The 23,469-nt window shown below is 75.3% G+C and carries 20 protein-coding genes; 2 read left to right on the forward strand and 18 right to left on the reverse strand.

Annotated features, from left to right (window positions below; translation table 11 throughout):
* Positions 1 to 35: 35 nt before the first annotated feature.
* From AB0H57_RS27510 to AB0H57_RS27585, 16 genes are all read right to left on the reverse strand, one after another.
* A complete protein-coding gene (locus AB0H57_RS27510) occupies positions 36 to 959 on the reverse strand; it encodes an AAA family ATPase (RefSeq protein WP_357511326.1) in 924 nt (307 codons plus the stop codon).
* 193 nt (positions 960 to 1,152) lie between these two features.
* Complete coding sequence (locus AB0H57_RS27515) at positions 1,153 to 2,127, reverse strand: site-specific tyrosine recombinase XerD (protein WP_357511328.1); 975 nt, start codon at positions 2,125 to 2,127, stop codon at positions 1,153 to 1,155.
* Positions 2,128 to 2,138: 11 nt separating this feature from the next.
* The gene (ald, locus tag AB0H57_RS27520) at positions 2,139 to 3,254 is read right to left on the reverse strand and encodes an alanine dehydrogenase (RefSeq protein ID WP_357511330.1); all 1,116 of its coding nucleotides are present in this window, start codon (positions 3,252 to 3,254) and stop codon (positions 2,139 to 2,141) included.
* A 332-nt stretch (positions 3,255 to 3,586) separates the two neighbouring features.
* Positions 3,587 to 4,192 carry an NUDIX hydrolase gene (locus tag AB0H57_RS27525; protein WP_357511332.1) on the reverse strand — a complete coding sequence of 202 codons (606 nt, stop codon included), beginning with the start codon at positions 4,190 to 4,192 and terminating at the stop codon, positions 3,587 to 3,589.
* On the reverse strand, positions 4,189 to 5,934 hold the full coding sequence (locus AB0H57_RS27530; RefSeq protein WP_357511334.1) for a CTP synthase: 1,746 nt from the start codon (positions 5,932 to 5,934) through the stop codon (positions 4,189 to 4,191). Before AB0H57_RS27530 ends, AB0H57_RS27525 begins: the two co-directional genes overlap by 4 nt.
* 150 nt (positions 5,935 to 6,084) lie before the next feature.
* Entirely contained in the window at positions 6,085 to 8,442 is a 2,358-nt protein-coding gene (locus AB0H57_RS27535) for a hypothetical protein (protein WP_357511336.1), read from the reverse strand.
* Entirely contained in the window at positions 8,442 to 9,608 is a 1,167-nt protein-coding gene (locus tag AB0H57_RS27540; protein WP_357511338.1) for a glycosyltransferase family 4 protein, read from the reverse strand. The genes AB0H57_RS27535 and AB0H57_RS27540 overlap by 1 nt, the downstream gene beginning before the upstream one ends.
* Positions 9,605 to 11,284: a lipid II flippase MurJ gene (locus AB0H57_RS27545; RefSeq protein ID WP_357511340.1), complete on the reverse strand. Its 1,680-nt coding sequence runs from the start codon at positions 11,282 to 11,284 to the stop codon at positions 9,605 to 9,607. The genes AB0H57_RS27540 and AB0H57_RS27545 overlap by 4 nt, the downstream gene beginning before the upstream one ends.
* Before the next feature lies 1 nt (position 11,285).
* On the reverse strand, positions 11,286 to 12,152 hold the full coding sequence (locus tag AB0H57_RS27550) for a hypothetical protein (protein ID WP_357511342.1): 867 nt from the start codon (positions 12,150 to 12,152) through the stop codon (positions 11,286 to 11,288).
* 61 nt (positions 12,153 to 12,213) lie between these two features.
* Positions 12,214 to 13,149: a copper transporter gene (locus tag AB0H57_RS27555; protein WP_357511344.1), complete on the reverse strand. Its 936-nt coding sequence runs from the start codon at positions 13,147 to 13,149 to the stop codon at positions 12,214 to 12,216.
* Between the two features lie 27 nt (positions 13,150 to 13,176).
* Entirely contained in the window at positions 13,177 to 14,355 is a 1,179-nt protein-coding gene (steA, locus tag AB0H57_RS27560) for a putative cytokinetic ring protein SteA (protein ID WP_357511345.1), read from the reverse strand.
* Positions 14,356 to 14,475: 120 nt separating this feature from the next.
* Positions 14,476 to 16,233, reverse strand: coding sequence for a DNA repair protein RecN (gene recN / locus AB0H57_RS27565; RefSeq protein ID WP_357511347.1), 1,758 nt, complete (start codon positions 16,231 to 16,233; stop codon positions 14,476 to 14,478).
* A 97-nt stretch (positions 16,234 to 16,330) separates the two neighbouring features.
* Positions 16,331 to 17,215, reverse strand: coding sequence for an NAD kinase (locus AB0H57_RS27570; RefSeq protein WP_357511349.1), 885 nt, complete (start codon positions 17,213 to 17,215; stop codon positions 16,331 to 16,333).
* A 2-nt stretch (positions 17,216 to 17,217) separates the two neighbouring features.
* Positions 17,218 to 18,141 carry a TlyA family RNA methyltransferase gene (locus AB0H57_RS27575; RefSeq protein ID WP_357511351.1) on the reverse strand — a complete coding sequence of 308 codons (924 nt, stop codon included), beginning with the start codon at positions 18,139 to 18,141 and terminating at the stop codon, positions 17,218 to 17,220.
* A gap of 21 nt (positions 18,142 to 18,162) precedes the next feature.
* Positions 18,163 to 18,426, reverse strand: coding sequence for a hypothetical protein (locus AB0H57_RS27580; protein WP_357511353.1), 264 nt, complete (start codon positions 18,424 to 18,426; stop codon positions 18,163 to 18,165).
* A gap of 28 nt (positions 18,427 to 18,454) precedes the next feature.
* A complete protein-coding gene (locus tag AB0H57_RS27585; RefSeq protein ID WP_357511355.1) occupies positions 18,455 to 19,036 on the reverse strand; it encodes a hypothetical protein in 582 nt (193 codons plus the stop codon).
* 113 nt (positions 19,037 to 19,149) lie between these two features.
* On the opposite strand from AB0H57_RS27585, the gene AB0H57_RS27590 reads away from it, so the two are divergent.
* Positions 19,150 to 19,485, forward strand: a complete 336-nt coding sequence (locus tag AB0H57_RS27590) for an SCP2 sterol-binding domain-containing protein (protein WP_357511357.1) — start codon at positions 19,150 to 19,152, stop codon at positions 19,483 to 19,485.
* A gap of 21 nt (positions 19,486 to 19,506) precedes the next feature.
* Here the strand turns inward: AB0H57_RS27590 and AB0H57_RS27595 are convergent, their stop codons facing one another.
* Positions 19,507 to 20,526 carry an HAD-IIA family hydrolase gene (locus tag AB0H57_RS27595; RefSeq protein ID WP_357511359.1) on the reverse strand — a complete coding sequence of 340 codons (1,020 nt, stop codon included), beginning with the start codon at positions 20,524 to 20,526 and terminating at the stop codon, positions 19,507 to 19,509.
* Complete coding sequence (locus tag AB0H57_RS27600; protein ID WP_357511365.1) at positions 20,523 to 21,527, reverse strand: Replicase polyprotein 1ab; 1,005 nt, start codon at positions 21,525 to 21,527, stop codon at positions 20,523 to 20,525. The genes AB0H57_RS27595 and AB0H57_RS27600 overlap by 4 nt, the downstream gene beginning before the upstream one ends.
* 3 nt (positions 21,528 to 21,530) lie before the next feature.
* On the opposite strand from AB0H57_RS27600, the gene AB0H57_RS27605 reads away from it, so the two are divergent.
* Positions 21,531 to 23,469 (forward strand): hypothetical protein (locus AB0H57_RS27605; protein ID WP_357511361.1); only part of this gene is annotated, 1,939 nt, incomplete at its 3' end.

Genomic DNA, 23,469 nt, shown 5'->3' on the forward strand with positions numbered 1-23,469 from the left:
ACCGTAGTCCACGTCAGCACGGACCGGACCTGCGGCTACCGCTCCGCCTGGGCGGCGATCACCTCACGGGCGAGCTGGCGGTAGTTGCGGGCGCCGGAGGACGCCGGGTCGAGGGAGGTGATCGGGGCACCGGCCACCGTGGACTCGGGGAACTTCACCGTCTTGGTGATCACCGTCTGGTAGACCTTGTCGCCGAACGCCTCCACCACCCGCTGGAGCACCTGCCGGCAGTGGGTGGTGCGGCTGTCGTACATGGTGGCGAGGATGCCTTCCAGCTCCAGGTCGAAGTTGAGCCGCTCGCGGACCTTGTCGATGGTGTCCAGCAGCAGCGCCACGCCCCGCAGGCTGAAGAACTCGCACTCCAGTGGAATGAGCACACCGTGCGCCACGGTCAGCGCGTTGATCGCCAGCAGGCCCAGCGAGGGCTGGCAGTCGATCAGGATGAAGTCGTACTCCTTGCGGACGGTCCGCAGCACCCGGGCCAGGGCCATCTCCCGGGCGACCTCGTTGACCAGCTGGATCTCGGCGGCGGAGAGGTCGATGTTGGCGGGCAGCAGGTGCAGGCCGGCCACGTCGGTCTTGATCAGGACGTCCTCGGCGATGACGTCGTCCTGCATGAGCAGGTTGTAGACCGACAGGTCGAGGTTGTGCGGGTTGACCCCGAGGCCCACCGAGAGCGCGCCCTGCGGGTCGAAGTCGACCAGCAGCACCTTGCGGCCGTACTCGGCCAGCGCGGCGCCCAGGTTGATGGTGGTGGTGGTCTTGCCCACGCCACCCTTCTGGTTGGCCATCGCGATGATCCGCGCCGGGCCGTGCCGGTCGGTGGGCATCGGCTCCGGGATCGGCTTGCGCATCGTGTACGCGGCCGGGTCGGCCGGCCCGAGGTCCGCGCCGAGCGACGCCTGCTGCTCGCGGAGCTCCGACGTCCAGGCGTCGGCACGATCCTCGTTGCCAGCCATGTCCTCGTTGCCCCCTCCCGACGACCACCCGGCGTCGGAGCCGTCCGACGTCCCTCGCGGCGCCGCTGCGTACCCCGGTCGCTGTCGCCCAGGAGGTCCGCGCCGATGCCGACTGTACGCCACCGGCGAGCAGGGCGTTCGGTACCGGTACGGCGTGTCGGCCACCGGACCGGCGACCGCGGCCCGGCCCGACTCAGCCCCGGGCGCGGGGATGGGCGGTGGCGTACACCTCGCGCAGCCGTTCCACGGTGACCAACGTGTACACCTGGGTGGTGGTGACCGAGGCGTGGCCGAGCAGTTCCTGCACCACCCGCACGTCCGCGCCGCCGTCGAGCAGGTGGGTGGCGAAGGAGTGGCGCAGGGTGTGCGGGGAGACCGCGTCCGGCCCGTCCACCGGCAGGCCGGCGCGGTCGGCGGCGCGGCGCAGGATGGTCCAGGCGCCCTGGCGGGACAGCCGGCCACCCCGGGCGTTGACGAACAGCGCCGGGGTGCCCCGGCCGGCGGCGACCAGCCCGGGGCGCGCGCGCACCAGCCAGGCGCGCACCGCCTCGACGGCGTACCCGCCGATCGGGACCAGGCGACTGCGGCCACCCTTGCCGCGCAGCAGCACCGAGCCGGCCTCGGCGTCCAGGTCGTCCACGGCCAGGCCGACCGCCTCGGAGATCCGCGCCCCGGTGCCGTACAGGAACTCCAGCAGCGCCCGGTCGCGCAGCGCGAGGGCCGCCCCGTCGCCGGTGGCGGTGGTCGGGCCGGCGGTCTCCAACAGCCGGACCACGTCGGCGACCGGCAGAGCCCGGGGCAGCCGGCGGGGCGGGGTGGGCGGGTGGACGTCGCGGCTCGGGTCGGCGGCGGTCAGCCCTTCGCGCAGCGCGAACCGGTGCAGGCCGCGCACCGCGCTGGCCGCCCGGGCCGCCGACGAGACGGCGAGCGGCGGGTGGTCGTCGTCGCCGGCCCGCAGCCGAGCCAGGTGCGCCTCGACGGTGCCGGCGCCGACCGACGCGAGGTCGGCCACCCCGGCCGCGGCGAGGGTGTCCAGGTAGCGGTCCAGGTCCCGGCGGTACGACGCGAGCGTGTTCGCGGACAGGCCCCGCTCGACGGTGAGGTGGTCGAGGTAGCCCCGGACCGCGCGGCGCAGGGCCGGCGCGGCCTCCGCGCCGGCCCGCGCCACCGCGGGTTCGGTCAGCTCAACACCTCGGCCAGCGGCAGCGCGTCCAGGCCGTGCGCCTCGGCCACCGGGCCGTAGACGACCCGGCCGGCGTGGGTGTTCAGGCCCAGCGCCAGCGCCGGGTCGTTGCGCAGCGCCTGCCGCCAGCCCTGGTTGGCCAGCTCCAGGGCGTACGGAAGGGTGACGTTGGTCAGCGCGTGGGTGCTGGTGTTCGGCACCGCGCCCGGCATGTTCGCCACGCAGTAGAAGATCGACTCGTGCACCTTGTAGACCGGGTCGGCGTGCGTGGTGGGCCGCGAGTCCTCAAAGCAGCCACCCTGGTCGATGGCGATGTCGACGAGCACGCTGCCCGGCTTCATCCGCGACACCAGCTCGTTGGAGATCAGCTTCGGGGCCTTCGCCCCGGGCACCAGCACCGCCCCGATGACCAGATCGGCGTCCACCACCGCCCGCTCGATCTCGTACGCGTTGGAGGCGACCGTCTGCAGGTGGCCCCGGTAGATGGCGTCGGCCTGGCGCAGCCGGGCGACGTTCTTGTCCAGCAGCAGCACCTCGGACTGCAGGCCCAGCGCGATGGCGGCGGCGTTCATGCCGGACACGCCCGCGCCGATGACCACGGTCTTGGCCGCGTACACGCCGGAGACGCCGCCGGGCAGCACGCCCCGGCCGCCCCCGGTACGCATCATGTAGAAGGCGCCCACCTGCGGGGCGAGCCGGCCAGCCACCTCGGACATCGGGGCGAGCAGCGGCAGCGAACGGTCGGGCAGCTCGACGGTCTCGTACGCGATGCCGGTGACCTTCCGGTCGACCAGCGCGTCGGTGCAGTCCTTCGAGGCGGCCAGGTGCAGGTAGGTGAAGAGCACCTGCCCCTCGCGCATCCGGTGGTACTCCTCGGCGATCGGCTCCTTGACCTTGAGCACCAGCTCGGCGGATTCCCAGACCTCGTCGGCGGTGGCCAGGATCTTCGCGCCGGAGGCGGCGAACTCGTCGTCGGTGATGCTGGAACCGACGCCGGCGCCGGACTCGACGAAGACCTCATGGCCGTGGCGGGTGAACTCGTTGACGCCCGCGGGCGTGATCGCCACGCGGTACTCGTGGTTCTTGACCTCGCGGGGGATTCCGACCTTCACGATGCAGACACCTTCCTTCGGGGCTGCTCATCCCCGACAGCGCGGCGCCGCGGCGGCCCCATTGCCGACGCGGTCCACCGGTCCTGCCGGCGGCAGTCTAGGGCCGCACCCAGCCCTGGGAAGCCAGCACACTGACACCCGGTGACGGGTTCGCCTGACGATGTGTCAGGAATGGCCCTCCCTGCCGCCCGTGGACCCACCCCCATCGTCGCACCGCGTGACCGTCCCCGCCGCCCGCCGGGGCGGCCTGAGGGCACCTGAGCGTGAAACCCCGGAGTTTGGCACGTCCCTCCGGGTATCAGCTCACCACACGTCACCGGCGGCGTACCCGATCAGCGGGGCAGCGGGGCGTCGGCGCGGCGCAGCACCGACCAGCCGGCGTCCCGGGCACGCGCCGCGGCGAGCAGCCCGGCCACGCACGGAGCGTTGGTGATCTCACCGGCCAGCACCATCCCGACGGCCTCGTCCAGGTCGAGCCGGACCACCTGGAGGTCGGCCTCCTCGTCGGTGCGCCGGTGCCGGCGCTCGGCCGGCACCTCGCCCAGGTCGCGGGCGAGGAAGACCCGAACCAGCTCGTTGGAGAAGCCCGGCGAGGTGTGCAGGTCGACCAGCAGGTCGACCCGGCCGGCGGTGAGGTCGGCCTCCTCGGCCAGTTCCCGGGCCGCCGCGGCCGGCAGCTGCTCACCCTCGACGTCCATCAGCCCGGCCGGCAGCTCCCACAGGTGCCGGCCGACGGCGTGCCGGTACTGCCGCAGCAGCACCACCTGGCCGGCGTCGTCCAGCGCCACCACGGCCACCGCGCCGACGTGCCGGACGTGGTCCCGGGTCGCCGTGCCGCCGCCCGGCATGGTGACCTGGTCGCTGAACACGGTGAAGACCGGGCCGGCGTAGCGCTCCCGCCGGCCGGTCACCTCGTAGCGGTGCTCGACCGCGCTCATGAACGCGCGGCCGCCTCGGCCACCGGCGTACCGCCGTTGCGGCCGGCCTTCTTCGCCGCCGGACCGTCCAGGTCCACCGGGAGCCGGTCGGCCTCCGAGTACGCGATGGCGGCCTCGACGAAACCGGCGAACAGCGGGTGCGGGCGGGTCGGGCGGCTCTTCAGCTCGGGGTGCGCCTGGGTGGCCACGAAGAACGGGTGCAGCGCGCGGTCCAGCTCGACGAACTCGACCAGCCGGCCGTCCGGCGAGGTGCCGGAGATGTGCAGCCCGGCCTTGGTGAGCTGGTCCCGGTAGGCGTTGTTCACCTCGTAGCGGTGCCGGTGCCGCTCGCTGACCTCGGTGCTGCCGTACGCCTCGGCGACCAGCGAGCCGTCGGTCAGCTTCGCCGGGTACGCGCCGAGCCGCATGGTGCCGCCCAGGTCACCCTTGCCGGCGACGATGTCCTCCTGGTCGGCCATGGTGGCGATGACCGGGTGCTTCGCCTGCTCGTCGAACTCCAGCGAGTTCGCCCCGTCCAGGCCGGCCAGGTGGCGGGCCACCTCGATGGTCATGCACTGCAGGCCGAGGCAGAGGCCGAGCAGCGGGATGCCGTTCTCCCGGGCGTACCGGGCGGTGCCGATCTTGCCCTCGATGCCGCGTACGCCGAAGCCGCCGGGGATGACGATGCCGTCCACCCCGGCCAACGCGGCGGCGGCCCCGGCCGGGGTGACGCAGTCGTCGCTGGGCACCCACCGCAGCTGCACCCGGGCCCGGTGGCCGAAGCCGGCGGCCCGGATGGCCTCGCTGACCGACAGGTACGCGTCGGGCAGGTCGACGTACTTGCCGACCAGCGCGACGGTGACCGTGTGGTGCGGCTGGTGCACCCGGTCCAGCAGGTCGTCCCAGCTGGCCCAGTCCACGTCGCGGAAGGACAGGCCGAGCCGGCGCACCACGTACGCGTCGAGGCCCTCGCGGTGCAGCACCTTCGGGATGTCGTAGATGCTGGGCGCGTCCGGGGCGGCGGTGACGGCCTCCCGGTCCACGTCGCAGTAGAGCGACAGCTTCTGCTTGACCTTGTCCGGGATCTCCCGGTCGCAGCGCAGCACCAACGCGTCCGGCTGGATGCCGATGCTGCGCAGCTGCGCCACCGAGTGCTGGGTGGGCTTGGTCTTCAGCTCGCCGGACGGCGCCAGGTACGGCACCAGCGACACGTGCAGGTAGAAGCAGTTGTCCCGGCCCAGGTCGTGGCGGACCTGGCGGATCGCCTCCAGGAACGGCAGCGACTCGATGTCGCCGACGGTGCCGCCCACCTCGGTGATCACCACGTCGGGCACCTGGCCGTCGGCGTCCGGGGCGGCCATGCCGAGGATCCGCGACTTGATCTCGTTGGTGATGTGCGGGATGACCTGGACGGTGTCGCCCAGGTACTCGCCGCGCCGCTCCTTGGCGATCACGTCCGAGTAGATCTGGCCGGTGGTGACGTTCGCCTTGCCGGACAGCGCCCGGTCGAGGAACCGCTCGTAGTGGCCGACGTCCAGGTCGGTCTCGGCGCCGTCCTCGGTGACGAAGACCTCGCCGTGCTGGAACGGGTTCATCGTCCCGGGATCGACGTTGAGGTACGGGTCGAGCTTCTGCATCACCACGCGCAGCCCGCGGGCGGTGAGCAGGTTGCCGAGGCTGGAGGCGGTGAGGCCCTTACCGAGCGAGGAGGCGACGCCCCCGGTGACGAAGATGTGCCGGGTCGTCTGTGCTGAAGGGGCCAAGGCCTGCTCCCGTGTCGTCCGTAGCGGTCGTGCGAACCGCCGTGCCGATCACCTGGGTGATCACGCGATCCACGGGATTCCACGGTAACACCTCCCCGCCCGGGGGCCGGGGTCGCACCCGTCGGTACGCCCGATCCGGGCCGGACCTCCTCAGCCGGCCGTGACCTCGGTCGATGCCCGCCGGGCCTGGTGCGGCACCGGTCCGTCGGCAGGGTCGGCGCCCTCGCCGGGGCCGGCCGGCGCGCCACCCGACACGCCGGGACCGCCGCCGTCCGCGGCCGGCCCAGCGGTGCCGCACTCGTCCGGAACCGGCCCGCCGCCGGGCCGCTGTCCCCCGGGCCGGCCGTCGGGGCCACCCGGCGCGCCGTCCGGGCCACCACCGGGCACGTCGTTCCAGGGCCGGCCGGTGCCAGGCAGGGTGCGGTCGGTGGAGTGGTCGAGCACCCGCAGCGCCGCCAGCGCCGCCATCGGCACCACCAGCGCGGCGGCCGCGCCGGCCACGTCCAACGCCACCCCGCCCAGCACGCCGCCGATGCCGGCGGCCACGCCGGTGCCGGCCATCGCCGCCCGGATCGCCGGGTAGATGCCGAACAGCCGCAGCAGGCCGCCCCACGGCTGGAGCAGGGCCAGCCAGACCAGCGCCGCGCCGGCCAGCGCGATCACGGTCAGCGGGCTGTTCACCAGGGTCTCGAAGTTGGCGCTGCTGGACCGGTTCACCGTCATCCCGCCGGTGCCGTCGCCCAGGGCGGCCAGGAAACGACCCAGGCTGCCCCGCTCGTACTCCGGCCGGCGCAGGTCCACCGTGGCGAAGCCGATGGTCACCGCCAGCCCGGCCATGGTGGCCCAGACGAACCGGCTCACCGTCAGCCAGCCGCCGGCGCTGATCGCGGCGGCGACGCTCACCCCGGCGGTGAGCGCGATCGCCCCGATCGAGTCGGAGCCCAGGTACGGGCTGCCCACGACCACCACCGCCAGGCCACCCACCAGCACCATCACCGCCGGCCGCCAGCCACGCCGGAACCGCTGCGCCAGCCAGCCGGCGCACAGCAGCGCGCCGGCGAGGAACACGCCCAGTCCCACCGTGCCCAGCCCGGCGTACCGGCCGCCCTGCAACGCCGAGTAGCCCACCACCCCGTTGAGCTGCAACCGGGCGCCGGTGAGCACGTCCGCGCCGATCGCCAGGGTGGCCAGGCCGGCCACCGCGCCGAGCGGCCCCAGCGTCCCGGCGTACCCCGGCGCGATCCGCACCAGAGCGGTCCCGCCGCCGATCAGCAGCACCGTCACCAGCGCGAAGTACCCGCCCGCGTGCGCGCCCCGCCACCACGGCACCGCGTCGGCCAGCAGGGCCGCCGGCACGGCCAGCGCGGCGGCGATCAGCAGCAGCTCCACCGCGCCCACCACCCGCCGCGACACCGGCTCCGGGCCGTACGGGCCGGCGTGCCGGCGGGCGCGGCGCAGCAGCGGCAGCACCGTGATCGCGAGCCCGACCTGCGCCACCGCGAGCAGCGCGAAGAACCACCCGGCCACCCGGCGCTGGGCGCCCGCCTCCCGGTCGGCGTCCGCCGTCCGCTCGATGTCGGCGGCCAGGTCACCCGGGCGCTCACCCACCGACTGGGCGGGACGGCCCAGGAAGATCCGCTGCGGCAACGGGCGGCCCAGCGCCGTGAGCGCGGTGGGCGCCAGGTCGGCCAGTTGCAGGTAGCCCTCCCGGCCGGTGCTCGCCGAGGTCAGCCAGCCGTGTTCCCAGCCCGGCCCGTCGGCGACCGCCACGTGCAACCGGGACGTCTGGTCGGTGTCGGAGATCCCGGCGAGCAGCACCAGCGAGCGGGGCGGACGCGCGGCCAGCACCCGGGCCAGCTCCTGATCCGCCCGGCGCGCCGCCTCGGCCCGCCCGGCCGGGTCCGTGCCGCTGACCGTGCCGAGGTCCACGATGCTGAGCACGCACGAGCCGAGCAGCTTGGCGGGGTCCTTCGGCAGCGCCGACGCGTATCGGTCGACCCGACCGAACGGCCGGGCCGCGGCCACCGCCGCGCCGGGACCGACCGCCACCGAGCAGCGCACCGACTCCGCCAGCGAGCCCGGCACCGCGCCCCAGGGCCGCCGATCCTGGTTGTAGGTGACCACGCCCTCCTGCTGGGGCAGGTTCGCGCCGATGCCGTCCGGCTGCTCCACGGTGACCGAACTGGCCGGGCAGCCGCCGGCCGTGCGGGACCCGTTCCAGGCGGCGAAGTTCCCGGCGCCCAGGGTCAGCCAGCCGTCCACCGGGCAGGTGGGCCGGTGCGCGGAACGCACCGACAGCGACCCGATGGAGCCCTGCTCGGCCATCCGCCACAGCGTCGGGGTGGTCTGCGGGTCGACGTCCTCCCAACGCAGCCCCGCCACCCCGGCCAGCACGACGAAGTCGGCCGACGGGCGCGGGGCGGCCCGGTCCGGCCGGGCGGCCAGGGCGGTGATGCCCAGCGCCACCACGACCAGGGTGAGCAGCACCGGGGTCAGCCTGCGCAGCATCAGCGCTGCCCCGTCGACGGGGCGCCGGCGTCGGGCCGGGCCGGGCCGGCGCCCGGCGGGCTCAGCTCGGCGTAGAGCGCGGCCAGCGCGGCGACCGTGTCGGCCTCGGTGGGCCAGCCCGCGGCCCGCTCCGCGCCCCGCCGGGCCAGGTCGGCCCGGCGGGCCTCGTCGTCCAGCAGCCCGCGGACCGCCGCGTCGACCGCGTCGACGTCGCCGGGCGGGACCAGCACGGCGGCGTCGCCGACCAGCTCCGGCAGGCCGCCCACGTCGGTGGCCACCAGTGGCACGCCGGCCCGCAGCGCCTCCTGCGCGAACAGCTGGCGGGCCTCCCAGTCGCTGGTGACCAGGGCCAGGTCGGCGCCGGCCAGCAGGTCCGCGACGTCGGTGCGGTGCCCGAGCAGGGTCACCGGCGCGCGGGCCGCCGAGATCCGGGCGGCCAGCGGCAGGTAGGCGGGGCCGCTGCCGGCGATCACCACCACCGGGACGGGTCGGCGGGTACGCCACCGGGCGGCGGCGTCGACCAGCACGTCGTAGCGTTTCTGCGGGTGCAGCCGGCCGACCGACAGGATCAGCGGCTGCCCGGCGGCGACGCCGAACTCGGCGCGGACGGCGGCCCGCCGCCGGCGCGGTGCCGGCAGCGCGGGCGCGGCCACCGGCGCGAGCCGGGCGTCGGTCGCGCCCAGCGCGGCGGCCCGGGCCACCAGGTCGGCGGAGGCCCCCAGGGCGACCGTGGCCGACCGGGCCACCACCCGCTCGGCCAGCCGGGACAGCCGACCCCGCAGGCCGCCGGCCAGCACCGCGTTGTGCCAGGTGACCACCAGCGGGACGGCGGGCCGGGCCAGTACGGCCACCAGCCCGGCGCGCAGCCCGTGCGCGTGCACCACGTCCACCGGCGCGTCGGCGAGGGCCCGGCGCAGCGCGGCGACGGCCCGGGCGTCGGCCGGGGTCGGGCTGGCCGGGATCTCCACCGGGACGAACCGGGCGCCGGCCCCGGTGAAGTCGAACTGTTCCTGGGTCGCGGCCGGCCCGCAGACCAGCACGGACGCGCCGGCCGCGGCGAGGCCCCGGGCCACCGACCGGACGTGCTGGCCGACCCCGCCGGTGCTGGAGGCGAGGACCAGGGCCACCGAGCCGGGCCACCGCGCTGCCGACGTCGTCCCGGTCATCCGTCCTCCCCTTCCGTCAGCGACTGCTCGTGCCGCGCGCCCGCGGGCGGTCCGGCGGCCGGGCGGGCCCGGCGACGGCTCAGCCGGCGGCCGACCGCGGCGAGCAGCGGCGCCACGTCCCGCCGGTCGGCCAGCCACGCGACGGCGAGATACACCGCGCCGACCACGGCTCCGGACAGCATGCCCTGCACGAGCGCCCCGGCGAGCGTCGGGGTGCCGGCGGCCGCCGCCACCACCCGGGACGTGGCGATGCCCGCCGGCGCGGCCAGCACCGCGGCGAGCAGGCCGGCGGCGCCGGCCCGGCCGAGCCCGGCCAGCGCGGCCGGGCCCGCCGTGCGGCGTACCGCGGCCACCAGCAGCGCGCCCAGCACGAGCATCCCGCCGGAGGTGCCGAGCGTCACCGCGAGCACCCGCTGGCCCGGCGGCAGGAGCTGCCCGAGCAGCACCGCCAGCACCGGTACGGTCAGCCAGCCTCCGGCGGTGGCGGCGGTGGCCGCCCGCGTCTCGCCCCGGGCGTAGAGGGCCCGGGTGAGGATCGCGAAGAGCCCGTAGCCGAGCAGCCCCGGCGCGAACCCGGCGATGGCCGCCGCGGCCGGCCCGGCGGCCGGCTTCCCCGGAAAGAAGAACTCCCCGACCGGTGCGGCGGTGCCGACCAGCGCGGCGGCTCCCAGCAGGCTGAACAGGACCACGCCGCGGACGGCCGGGGCGAGGGTCTCCCGGTAGGTCCGCTCGTCCCCGGTGGCCCGGGCGGCGGCCAGCGTCGGGTACGCGGCCACCGCCAGTGGCACCGCGAGCACCGCCCAGGGCAGGAAGTAGACCGACTGGGCCAGGTTGTAGACGCCGGGGTTGAACGTCGGGCCGAAGGTGACCTGGTTCAGGCTGACCATGAGGGCGACCTGCTGCGCGCCGACCGTCACCAGCCCGGCCAGCGCCAGCCCGCCGACCCGGGCGCGTGCCTCGGCGGGGAACCGGTAGCCCGGCCGCAGCCGCAGGCCCAGCGCGCGCAGCGGGATCAGCAGCGACAGCGACAGCACCACCACGCCGAGCGTGGTGCCCCCGGCCAGCAGCAGCTGCCCCGCCCGGCTCACCCCGCCGACCGTGGCCAGCAGCCCCTCGGCCATGGCGAAGGCGAGGTAAACCCCGATGACCGTCACGCTGGACAGCAGCGGGGCGATCACCGGCCAGGCGAACCTGCGGTGCGCCTGGAGCACGCCGGTGAGCACGATGCCGACCCCGTACAGCGGCAGTTGCGGCGCGAACAGCCACAGCATCCGTACCCCGGCCGCGTGCTGGGCCTCGGTCAGGCCGGGGCCGAGCACCGACATCAGCGGCCCGGCGAGCAGCGCCACCAGCAGCGCCAGCGGGACGAGCAGGCTGAGCGTCCAGCTGAGCAGCGCGCCGGTGGTGGCGGCGACCGCCCGCCGGTCACCGGCCTGCACCGCGCCGGCCAGCAGCGGTACGACGAGACTCGCCAGCGCCCCGCCGGCCACGATCTCGAAGATGAAGTTCGGCAGGTTGTTCGCCACCAGATAGGCGCCGCCGAGGTCCGACGGTCCCAGCGTCCAGGTGAACACCACCGTACGGCCGAAGCCGGCGAGCCGGCTGAGCACGGTGAGGACGGCGATGAGCGCGGCTGCGCCGGCGACCCGGCCGGCGCCGGTGAGGGGTTTGATCACGTCAGTCGTGGTGACGGCCCAGCTCGTCGAGCTCGCGGAGAATCGGCGTCCGCTGGATCACCTGGGTGAAGCTGACCCTCTCGCTGGCCGCGGTGAGGCCGGCCAGCGCCGCCAGCACGCCGGCCCGGCCCAGCGGCCCGGTCCGGGCGGCCAGCGACACACCGAGCAGGGCGCCCAGCGCGTTGGCGCCGCTGTCGCCGAGCATCACCGTCTCGTCGAGGTCGTCGCGGAGCAGGCCGGCGGCGGCGCTCGCCGCCCCGACGGCGATCCCGCCGTGCGGGCCACGGGCCAGCGGCGCGCCGAGCAGCAGGCCGGCTTTCAGCGCCCGGCCGGGGCGCAGATCGAGCAGGTTGACCAGGTTCGCGGTGCCGGCCACCACGCCGGCGCCGAGCAGCACGTCCACGGCACGCCCGAGGCCGCCGTGGCGCTGCCGGCGCGGGTGGGCGACGACCCGGGGGTCGGCGGCGAGCAGGGCGGCCGCACCGAGCCCCGCCGCGCCCACCCCGACGATCTTGACCAGTCCGGCGGTGACCCGGCCCTCGCGCAGCGCGGCCAGGTGCCCGGCGAAGCCCTTCGCGGCCTTCTGCTCCGGCCGGGCGCCCACCACGTCGTCGTAGAGCCCGACCGCGCCGGCGCCCAGCCCGGCCACGAGCGCGGCCGCCCCGGCCGGCCCGCTGCCCGCGCCCAACGCGCCCGCCCCGGCGGCGCCCACCGCCAGCGCCGGCCCGGCGGCGAGGGTGACGGTGCGGCCGCGGAAGTTCGTCCGCTCCAGCGCGGGCGCCACCGGCGCGGTGCGCACCTCCCGCAGGACGTACCGGGCGGCGACCGCCCCGGCCCCGGCAGCCAGCAACCGACCCCACCTGCTCACGCGAGCCCTCCGATCCGGACCCGGGGCGCGCGGGGGCGCGAACCGGGCGTCCGCCGTTGATTCACTGGGGCAGTTTAGGCAGGATCGCCGCCGCGCTGTCGCCCACGCCGTAGTGGCCGGCCTTCTTCTCGGTCAGCTGCTGCACCAGGGCCAGGGAGGTGACCAGCTGGCCCTGGACGGTGTTGGCGTTGTCGACGGTGGAGATGGCCTGGGCCAGCACCTGGTCGCCGCGGACCACGGCCACCACGTTGCCGCCGGCGGAGCCGTTGCCGCCGACCACGATCGACCCGGTCCGGTCGAACTGCTCGGCCACCTTGACCACCGACTCGTCCTTCTTGACCGAGTCCTTGTCCACGTACGGCTGCCCGCTGACCAGCACGACCGCCTCGGCGGACCGGGACACCCGGTCGTCGGTGGTGAGGTAGCCGGCGGTGGAGTAGGAGCCGAGCACCGACCGCCGGTCGGGGTCGCTGACCGGGGCCGCGCCGGCCGCCCGGTCCAGCAGCACGCTGGCCAGCAGGGCGCTGGAGGTCTCCACCCCGTGCCCGTTGCCGGGCAGGCCGGAGGCCGGCGCGGTGGGCCGGGCCGCGGTGACCGCCAGCTCCATCAGGTTGCTGTTGTTGTCCGGGTTGATGAACTTGTCCTGCAGGTCGACCCGGGTGACGTCGGCGCCGGCCAGTTCCAGCATCTTGAGCACGCCGTCGGTGTGCTGCCGCCCGCTCGGCAGGCTCAGCACCAGCACCCGCTTGCCGGTGAGCTTGCCGGGCAGGACCACCTGGGCGATCTCGGCCGCGAAGTCCTCTTCCGAGTCCAGTTCCTTCTGCAGGTTGTTGACCGACTGACGCATCTGCTGGTTGTCCTTGCGCAGCAGGTTGACGTTCTCCCGCAGCGAGTCGGCCACCGGGCCGTTGAGCGCCGCCGTGCCGACCACCAACCCGATGGCCAGCGCGAGGAAGACCGCGGTCAGGGACACCACGTGGTACCGAAAGTTGATCACGCTTGCAGCCTCTTGGTCGTCGGGGAGCTAGAAGAGCTGGCCGAGCCGGAACACCAAATTGTCCCACCACTCCGAAACCACGCCCAGGTACGCCTTGCCGACGGTGGAGACGGCCACCGCGGAGGCCATCGCGGCGACCGCGGACAGGACCAGCAACAGCAGCGAGGAGCCGGAGATGCTCTGCCGGTAGAGCCGGCTGACGCCCTTGGCGTCGACGAGCTTGCCGCCGACCTTGAGCCGGGTGAGGAACGTCGACGCCATGCCGCCGCGCCCCTTGTCCAGAAACTCGACAAGGGTGGCGTGCGTGCCGACCGCCACCAGCAGCGACGCGCCCTTCTCGTCGGCCAGCAGCATGGCCAGGTCCTCGCTGGTCGCCGCCGCCGGAAAGGTGATCGCCGGCACGCCGAGCCCGTTCACCCGGGCCAGGCCCGGGGCCCGACCGTCCGGGTACGCGTGCACGATCACCTCGGCGCCGCAGCGCAGCACGTCGTCGGTGACCGAGTCCATGTCACCGATGATCATGTCAGGGGTGTAGCCGGCCTCCACCAGCGCGTCCGCGCCACCGTCCACGCCGATCAGCACCGGCTTGAACTCCCGGATGTAGGGCCGCAACACGTCCAGGTCGGCCTTGTAGTCATAGCCCCGGACCACGATCAGGCAGTGCCGGCCCCGGATCTCGGTCTCGATCTCCGGTACACCGACCCCGTCCAACAGCAGGTCACGCTCCTGCCGGAGGTAGTCCATGGTGTTGGCGGCGAACGCCTCCAACTGCACGGACAGGCCCTCCCGGGCGTCGGCCATCGCCTTGGCCACGGTCTCGGCGTCCTGCAACGCGCCATGGGCCACCGGCTCCTCGCCGACGAAGACCGTGTTGCCCTCGATCCGCACCAGATCGCCCTCGCGGACCTGCTCGAAGACGCTCTCCCCGAGGTCGTCCAGCAGCGGAATGCCCGCCTTGACGAGCACCTCCGGACCGAGGTTGGGATAGCGGCCGGAGACCGACGGCTTGGCGTTGAGAACCGCGGCGACGCCGACGGCGACCAGCGAATCGGCCGCCACCCGGTCCAGGTCGACATGGTCGATGATCGCGATGTCCCCGGGTCTCAGCCGCCCGACCAGGCGCTTCGTCCGACGATCGAGGCGAGCGGTGCCGGCAACTGTGCCCGGTTCCGCGTTCCGGGTCCGGCGCAACGTGGGTAGACGCATCGTGACCATCCTGGCATGTTGAGGCAGGCATTTCTGTCGCGACATGCCTGAGCAGGGCCGCCTACCCAGGGAAGCACACTCCGAGCACAAGCCGGTGTGCTTGCGCTCACAAAGCCGGCCTCACGAACGCCTTTCCTTCGCCGCGACGGCCAGCAGTTCCTCCGCATGCGCGATACCCAGATCCGAGTCCGGCAAACCCGCCAGCATGCGCGCCAGCTCCCGGGCCCGCTCGGTGTCCTCCACCACCCGCACCCCACTGGTGGTCACCGCTCCCCCGGTGTCCTTGGCGACCACCAGGTGCCGGTCGGCGAACGCCGCCACCTGCGGCAGATGAGTGACCACGAGCACCTGGTGACTGCGGGCCAACCGAGCCAGCCGGCGCCCGATCTCCACCGCCGCCCGGCCACCGACCCCGGCGTCCACCTCGTCGAAGACCAACGTCGGCGGCCCACCGGACCCGGCGAAGACCACCTCGATGGCCAGCATCACCCGGGACAGCTCCCCACCGGAGGCGCCCCGCTGCAACGGCAGCGACGGCGCACCCGGGTGGGCCAGCAGCCGCAACTCCACCTCGTCGGCGCCGTCCGGCCCCACCCCGACCTCGGCGCCGTTGACCCGCAGGGTCGGCTCCGCCCGGCCCGCCGCCCGAGGCAGCACCGCCACCTCGATCCGGGCGTGCGGCATGGCCAACCCGGCCAGCTCCACCGTCACCTGCTCGGCGAAGCGCAGCGCCGCCTCCTGCCGGGAGGCCGACACCCGGCCGGCCAGCTCGGCCACCTCACCGGCCAGCCGCTGACCCTCCCGGTCCAGCTCCTCCAGCAGGTCGTCCGAGGTGTCCAGATCGGACAGCCGGGTCCGAGCCCGCTCCGCCCAGGCGATCACCCCGTCCACGTCGTCGGCGTACTTGCGGGTCAACGCCCGCAACGCGGCCCGCCGTTCGTAGATCACCTGCAACCGGGCCGGGTCCGCGTCCAACCCCGCCAGGTATCCCGACAGCTCGGCCGACACGTCCGCGACCAGGGTGGCCGCCTCCTCCAACCGGACCGCCAACTCGCCCAGCGCCGGATCCGTGCCGGCCTGGGCCTCCAGCGTGCGCCGGGCGGTGCCCAGCAGCGCCGTGGCGTCCGGCGTGTCGTCGGTCGCCTCCACCCCGCCGGCCACGCACTGGTGGGCCAACTGCGCCGCCGTACGCAGCCCCTCGGCGTGCTCCAGCCGCTGCGCCTCCGCCTTGAGCTCGTCGTCCTCACCGGGCTGCGGATCGACCCGGGTGATCTCGTCCAGACCCAACCGCAGCAGGTCGGCCTCCTGGTGACGCTCCCGGGCGTTGCGCCGCCGGTCGGCCAGGTCGTCCACCACGGCCCGCCACCGGGAGTACGCCTCCCGCAGCGCCTCCAGCAGCTTCTCGTGCTCCGCGCCGGCGAACCGGTCCAGCGACGCCCGCTGCTCGGCCGGCCGCAGCAGCCGCAACTGGTCGGACTGGCCGTGCACCGCCACCACCTGCTCGCCGACCTCGCCGAGCATCGACACCGGCATCGACCGGCCACCCAGGTGCGCCCGCGACCGACCCTCCACCGTGACCGTACGGCTCAGCAGCACCGAGCCGTCCTCGTCCGGCTCGCCACCGGCGTCGGTGATCCGGGCGTGCACGGTGTCGCCGATCCGGCCGCGCAACCGCAGCCGCCCCTCCACGACCGCCCGCCCCGGCTCCGCCCGGACCCGGCCGGCGTCGGCACGACCACCGAAGAGCAGGCCCAGACCGGTGACCACCATGGTCTTGCCCGCGCCCGTCTCGCCGGTGATGACGTTCATCCCGCCGGTCAGCGGGAGCGTGGTGTCCTCGATGACGCCCAGTCCGGTGATGCGCAGCTCTTCCAGCACAGCAACCGACACTAGACGCGCCGTGCGACAGTTGACCAGCCGGCACGACGCCACCGACCCACCCGACAGGGCGACCGGAGGGCCGGCAGCACCCCGCTCACCTGCGGTTGCCGCGCCAGCCCTGCACCGGCAGGTCGAACTTGGCGACCAACCGGTCGGTGAACGGCCGGGGCCGCAGCCGCACGATCCGCACCGGCAACGCGCCCCGCCGCACCGTCACCTTCGCCCCCGGCGGCACGTCGTACACCCGCCGGCCGTCACAGCTGAGCACCGCCAGCGTGGTGAACGGGTCCACGGTGATGACGAAGGTGGACGTCGGCGCGGTCACCAACGGCCGGCTGAACAGCGCGTGCGCGCTGATCGGCACCAGCAGCAACGCCTCCACCTCGGGCCAGACCACCGGCCCCCCGCCGGAGAACGCGTACGCCGTCGAGCCGGTGGGGGTGGCACACACCACGCCGTCGCAGCCGTACCGGGACAGCGGCCGGCCGTCCACGTCGACGAGCAGCTCCAGCATCTGGGCCCGCTCGCCCTTCTCGACGCTGATCTCGTTCAACGCCCACGACTCGATCGTCGGCCCACCCTCGAACTCGGCGGTCACGTCCAGCGTGAGCCGCTCGTCCACGGTGTAGCTGCGGGCCACCACGTCCCGCACCGCCGAGTCCAGGTCGTCGATCTCGGCCTCGGCGAGGAAACCCACCTTGCCCAGGTTGATGCCGAGCAGCGGCACCTTCGCCGGCCGGGCCAGCTCCGCCGCGCGCAGGAACGTGCCGTCCCCACCGAGCGCGAAGACGATCTCCGCACCCTCGGCCGCCGCCGGACCGGTCACCGGCACCGCGCCCGGCAGGTCCAGGTCCTCGGCCTCCTCCGCCACCACCCGCACCTCGAAGCCGGCGGCGGTCAGATCCGCCGCCACCGCCCGCGCGTGCTCGGTGCTGCGCCGACGGCCGGTGTGGGTGACCAGCAGAGCGGTCCGCTCCACGCTCAACGGGATCCCTTCGTTCGCGACTGCGTGGCCCGCAAACCCGGCTCACTCCTCGCGCTCACCGAGCCCACCTCCTCCGTGTCCGTCGGGCCCGACTCGGCGCCGGACGTGCCCCGGCCGTCGGGACCGGCCGCCACCACCGCCCGCACCCGCTGCGGGTCGGCCGGCGGGGCGCCCCGGCGTAACCATACGAAGAACTCGACGTTGCCGCTCGGCCCCGGCAGCGGGCTGGCCGTCACGTCGGCCAGGCCCAGGCCGAGCGCCCCGGCGGCGGCGGCCACGTCCAGCACCGCCTCCGCGCGCAATCCCGGATCGCGCACCACCCCGCCCGCACCGACCCGCTCCCGGCCCACCTCGAACTGCGGCTTGACCATCAGGGCCAGGTCGCCGTCGGCGCGCGTGCAGGCCGCCAGGGCCGGCAGCACCAGACGCAGCGAGATGAACGACAGGTCGGCCACCGTCAGGTCGACCTCGCCGCCGATCACCTCCGGGGTGAGGGTACGCACGTTGGTGCGCTCGAAGACCCGAACCCGCTCGTCGGTGCGCAGCGGCCAGGCGAGCTGGCCGTAGCCGACGTCCACCGCCACCACCTCGGCCGCGTCCGCGCGCAGCAGCACGTCGGTGAAGCCCCCGGTGGAGGCTCCCGCGTCCAGGCAGCGGCGGCCGGCGACGGCGAGCCCGCCCGGGGCGAAGGCGGCCAGCGCGCCGGCCAGCTTGTGGCCGCCCCGGGAGACGTACTCCGTGGCGGGGTCCTCACCGGTGACCAGCAGCGGGTCGGCGGGGTCGACCATCGCGGCGGCCTTGCGGGCCGGCACCCCGCGCAGCTGCACCCGGCCGGCCTCGACCAGCGCGACGGCCTGCTCCCGGGAGCGCGCCAGACCGCGACGGACGAGTTCGGCGTCGAGCCGGTTGCGACGTGCCATGAGTGGTGGTTCTCCGGTCGGTCAGGCCTGGTCGATGCCGGCCAGGGTCTCGCGCAGCGTCTCGTACGCCGCCTCGTACTGGGCGATCTGGTCCGCCGGGGACAGCGCCTCGGCGTTCGCCATCGCCTGCACCACGGCGTCCACCGCCGGATGCCGGACGTCCTCGACCTCCGTCGGCGCCGGCGCGGGCCGGGCGGCGACCGGCGGGCCGGGACGCGCCGCCGCCGGTGGCCCCGGCACCGGCCGGCCGCCGGGCGGCGGGCCGGGACGGTACGGGCCGCTCACCGGCGACCTCGCCGGCTCGTCGAGCCGGTCACCGGGCGTCCCCGGGCAGCCGTCGGGCGGCCCTGGCCTTCGTCACCGGCGCCGCCGGCTCGGCGGCGCCCGCCGCCGGACCCGCGGCGCGGGTCACCACGCCGGGCGACTTCTTCGCCACGGCCTTCTTGGCCACCTTCTTCGCCACGGCCTTGCCCGGGGCGGGGGGCTTCGCCACGGCCTTGCCCGGGGCGGGGGGCTTCGCCACGGCCTTGCCCGGGGCGGGCGGCGAGGTCGGGACCGCCGACGGGGGCCCGGTCACCGACGCCTCCGGCCCGCCCTTGGCGTCGCGGAGCTGACGCTCCAGCTCGTGCACCCGGCGGGTCAGCTCGGCAACCTCGTCCGCGGTGGCCAGCCCCACCGCGCCGAGCGCCCGATCGACCTCGAACCGGACCAGCTTGGTCAGCGCCTCCCGGTTGGCCAGCCCGGTGGAGACCAGTTCCTCGCCGAGCGCCTGCAGCTGCGCGGCGGTGGCACCGCCCGAACCGACCATCCGGCGGACGACGTCCTGGGCCCTCTTGCGGGGTGCCTCGGTCAGGCCCATGGCCAGCTCGAGGTAGGCGCGCCACGCGTCCTGCATGCCTGAGTCCTTCCGCGGGGGTGGGGTGTGCTGGTGTCACGCTACCGGGCCGGGGTGACGGTCCCGTGCGGTACGGTGCCGGGAAACGGCGTGGCGCGTGGTGAGGAGACGATGTGGCCAGCGTGGACGAGTGCCGGCAGGCGTTGCGGGAGCTGGCCGCCCGGCTGGACCGGCACGCCGACGTGCAGGACCGGATCGACCTCGACCGGACGCTGGCCTGCCGGGTCACCGACCTGGACACCGCCTTCCACGGCCGGCTCGCCGGCGGCCGGCTGGTCGACCTCACCGACGGGGACGACCCGAAAGCCAAAATCGTGCTCAGCGCCGCCAGCGACGACCTGGTCGCCCTGGTCCACGGTCAGCTCGACGTCACCAAGGCGGTGGCCTCCCGGCGCGTCTCGATCAAGGCAAACCCGTTCGACCTGATGAAGCTCCGCAAGCTGCTCTGAGCCCGTTCGCCCGGCCGCGGCTCAGACCGACAGGCCGAGGGCCGCGAGGGTCTCCTCCGCAGCCGGGGACGCCGGTCGCACCAGCGGCGGCTCCCCCGCCGCCGACCAGGCCGCCGCGCAGAGCGCGGCGAGGGCGTCCAGCGGGCGGCCCGCGCCGGCGAGGTCCAGCCCGCCGCCGGTCCCGACGACCGACCAGCCCGGGACCGACCCGGTCGGCACCCGGACCACCGCCGCCGGGTCGAACAGCCCGGCGAGGTCCAGCGCGACGTACGTCGGGCGGCGCTCCTCCGGGGCGGCCAGCAGCTCGGGTACGTCGCTGACGCCGGTGAGCACCAGCAGGCTGTCGAGCCCGGCCCGGCGGGCACCCTCGATGTCGGTGTCCAGCCGGTCCCCGACCACCAGGGCCCGCCCTGATCCGGCGCGGCGTGCCGCGGTGGCGAACAGCGCCGGCTCCGGCTTGCCCACCACCACGTCGGGTTCCCGCCGCAGGGCGGTGACCAGCGCGGCCACGAGCGACCCGTTGCCGGGCAGCGGGCCACGGTCACTGGGCAGGGTCCGATCGGTGTTCGTCGCGATCCACGACGCGCCGGCCCGGATCGCCACCGCCGCCTCGGCCAGCTCCGTCCAGCCGACCCGCGGGCCGTACCCCTGCACCACGGCGGCCGGGGCGTCGTCGGCCAGGCTGACCGGGGTCAGTCCGGCGGCGCGGAGCTCCGCCCGCAGCGCCTCCGCGCCGACCACCAGCACCGGGGCGCCGGCGGGCAGCCGGTCCCGCAGCAGCTCGGCGGCGGCCGCGGCCGAGGTCAGCACCTCCTCCGCCCGGGCCGGCACACCCATGCCGGTGAGCAGCTCGGCGACCTCGCTGGAGCGCCGGGACGCGTTGTTGGTCGCGTACGCGACGCCCCGACCCTCAGCGTGCAGCCGGCGCACCGCCTCGACCGCGCCGGGGATCGGCCGGTCGATCAGGTAGATCACCCCGTCCAGGTCGAAGACGACCAGGGCGTACCCGTCGACCAGCCGTTCCCCTGCGTTCCCGGTCATCGCTGCGGCGAGTCCGTCCCGCGCTCGTCCGCGACCCGCTCGGTCACGCCGTCCGCGTCGCCCGTCGTCTCGCTCGCGTCGCCGGTCTGCTCCGTCGCGCCGGCCGGCGCAGCGGTCCCGTCCGCCACGGCGGACGCCGCCTCGTCGGTCAGCTCGTCGTCGGTCAGGCCGTCCGCGTCCCGGTCGTCCTCTCGGACGAGGCCGCCCACCGCCACCGGCTCCCGGCCCGCGTCGGCGTCCTGGTCGTCCTCGTCCTCGGCGGCGTCGTCCTCGTCCTGGTCGTCCTGGTCGTCCTCGTCCTCGTCGTCCTCGGAGTCGGCGTCCTCGGCGGCGAGGTCTCCCGCGGCCGCGGCGACGTCGGTGTCCGGCCGGGCCGGCACCGCGCCCGGCGTACCCGGGCCGGCCAGCTCCTCGACCGGCTCGTCGTCCTCGTCGTCGCCCTCGATCACCACACCGTCGAGTTCGAGCAGCCGCTCCGCCGCGTCGGTCTCGCCGTCGGCGTCCACGTCCGCCGCCCGGGAGAACCACTCCCGGGCCTCCTCGCGCCGGCCGACCGCGAGCAGCGCGTCCGCGTACGCGTAGCGCAGCCGTGCCGTCCACGGCTCGGCCGTCTCGGCGGTCAACTCGCGGACCTGGAGCATCGCCACGGCGGCGTCCTTCTGGCCCAGGTCGCCCCGGGCGCCGGCCGCCACGATCAGCAGCTCGATGGCCACGGCCTGGTCGAGCTTCTCCCGGTCGGCGCCACGGAACAGGTCGATCGCCCGCTCGGGACGGCCCAGCGCGCGCTCGCAGTCCGCGAGCACCGCGAGGTGGCTCTGCAACCCGGACATCCGGTGGTACGTGCGCAGCTCGGCGATGGCCGTCTGCCACTCACCGGCGTGGTACGCGGCCAGCCCGACCGCCTCCCGCACGGCAGAGATCCGCGAGGCGAGCCGCCGGGCGGCCATCGCGTGTGCCAGCGCCTCCGCCGGGTCCTCGTCGATCAGCTGGCCGGTCGCCACCAGATGCCGGGCGACGGTCTCCGCCACCGGCTTGTTCAGGGAGAGCAGCTCGGCACGGACCGCGGTGTCGAGGTCGCTCGCCACGATCTCGTCGGGCAGCACGGGCGCGGCGGCCGGGCCGCCCTCGGCACCCTCGCCCCGCTCGTCTCGCTGCGGACCGGCACCGTAACCGCCGTCACGGCGACGATCGTCGAAACCCCGGCGGTCGGAGCCGCCACGCTCGCCGTCGCGTTCGGTACGCGGCCGGTCCTGCCCGCCCCGGAAGCCGCCCTCACGGCGCTCGCCGTCCCGGCGGTAGCCGCCCTCACGGGGTCCCGACCGGAAGCCACCGTCCCGATCGCCCCCGCGGAACCCGCCGTCGCGGCGCTCGCCGCCCCGGAAGCCCTCGCGACGGTCGCCGCCCCGGGAGCCACCCTCGCGCGGCGCGTCGCCGTCCCGCCGGAAGCCGCCTTCACGGCGGTCGCCGCCCCGGGAGCCACCCTCGCGCGGCGCGTCGCCGTCCCGCCGGAAGCCGCCGTCACGACGGTCGCCGCCCTGGAAGCCACCCTCCCGGCGCTCTCCACCCCGGAACCCGCCCTCGCGACGGTCACCGCCCCGGAAGCCACCGCCCTCACGGTCACCCCGGAAGCCGCCCTCCCGGCGCTCTCCACCGCGGAAGCCGCCCTCGCGACGGTCGCCGCCCTGAAAGCCAGCCTCGCGACGGTCGTCACGACGGGCACCGCCCTCGCGGTCACCGCGGAAGCCACCCTCCCGGCGCTCTCCACCCCGGAAGCCACCCTCGCGCGGCGCGTCGCCATCCCGGCGGAAGCCGCCCTGACGCGGCGCGTCGCCATCCCGGCGGAAGCCCCCCTCGCGGGGGCCCGAGCGGAAGCCGCCCTCACGACGCTCGCCGCCACGGAAACCGCCCTCGCGGCTGTCGTCCCGGCGGAAACCGCCCTCGCGGCTGTCGTCCCGGCGGAAGCCGTCCTCACGGCGCTCTCCAGCACGGAAGCCGCCGTCACGACGGTCACCGCCACGGAAACCACCCTCGCGACGGTCGCCGCCACGGAAGCCACTGCCCTCACGGTCACCCCGGAAGCCACCCTCCCGGCGCTCTCCGCCACGGAAGCCACCCTCGCGCGGCGCGTCGCCGTCCCGCCGGAAGCCGCCCTCACTGCGGTCGTCACGACGGGCGCCGCCCTCGCGGTCGCCACGGAAGCCACCGTCGCGGCGCTCCCCACCCCGGAGCCCGCCGTCGCGGCCAGCACCATCGCGGAAACCGCCCTCACGGCGCTCGCCGCCCCGGAACCCGCCCTCGCGGCGGTCACCGCCCCGGAAGCCACCGCCCTCACGGTCACCCCGGAAGCCGCCCTCCCGGCGTTCTCCACCGCGGAAGCCGCCCTCACGGCGGTCACCGCCCCGGAAACCACCCTCGCGCGGCGCGTCGCCGTCCCGGCGGAAGCCGCCCTCACGCGGACCCGAGCGGAAGCCACCCTCGCGGCGGTCACCGCCCCGGAAGCCGCCCTCGCGGCTGTCGTCCCGGCGGAAGCCGCCCTCACGGGGGCCCGAGCGGGTGCCGCCGTCCCGGCGGTCGCCGCCCTCTCGGGAACTCGAGCGGAAGCCGCCGTCCCGGCGGTCGCCGCCGGCGCCGCCGCGCTGGGCGCCGGAACGGTCGTCACGGCTCCCGCGATACGGCGGACGGTCGTCGCGTCGGGCGTCACCACGCCCCTGCTGACGGTCGCCACGGTCCTCGTAACGACGGGGGCGGTCGCCGCCCTGCGGTCCAGAACTCACCGGTACATCCTTCCTCATTGCGTCGCCAGGACGCTAACGCAGTCAAGGGCCGCCCCTGACGGGCGGCCCTTGACTGGAATGTTTGTCCGGCGGTGTCCTACTCTCCCACACCCTCCCGAGTGCAGTACCATCGGCGCTGGAGGGCTTAGCTTCCGGGTTCGGAATGTAA

It is taken from the genome of Micromonospora sp. NPDC050686, assembly GCF_040654475.1.
In the GTDB taxonomy this organism is placed as follows: domain Bacteria; phylum Actinomycetota; class Actinomycetes; order Mycobacteriales; family Micromonosporaceae; genus Micromonospora.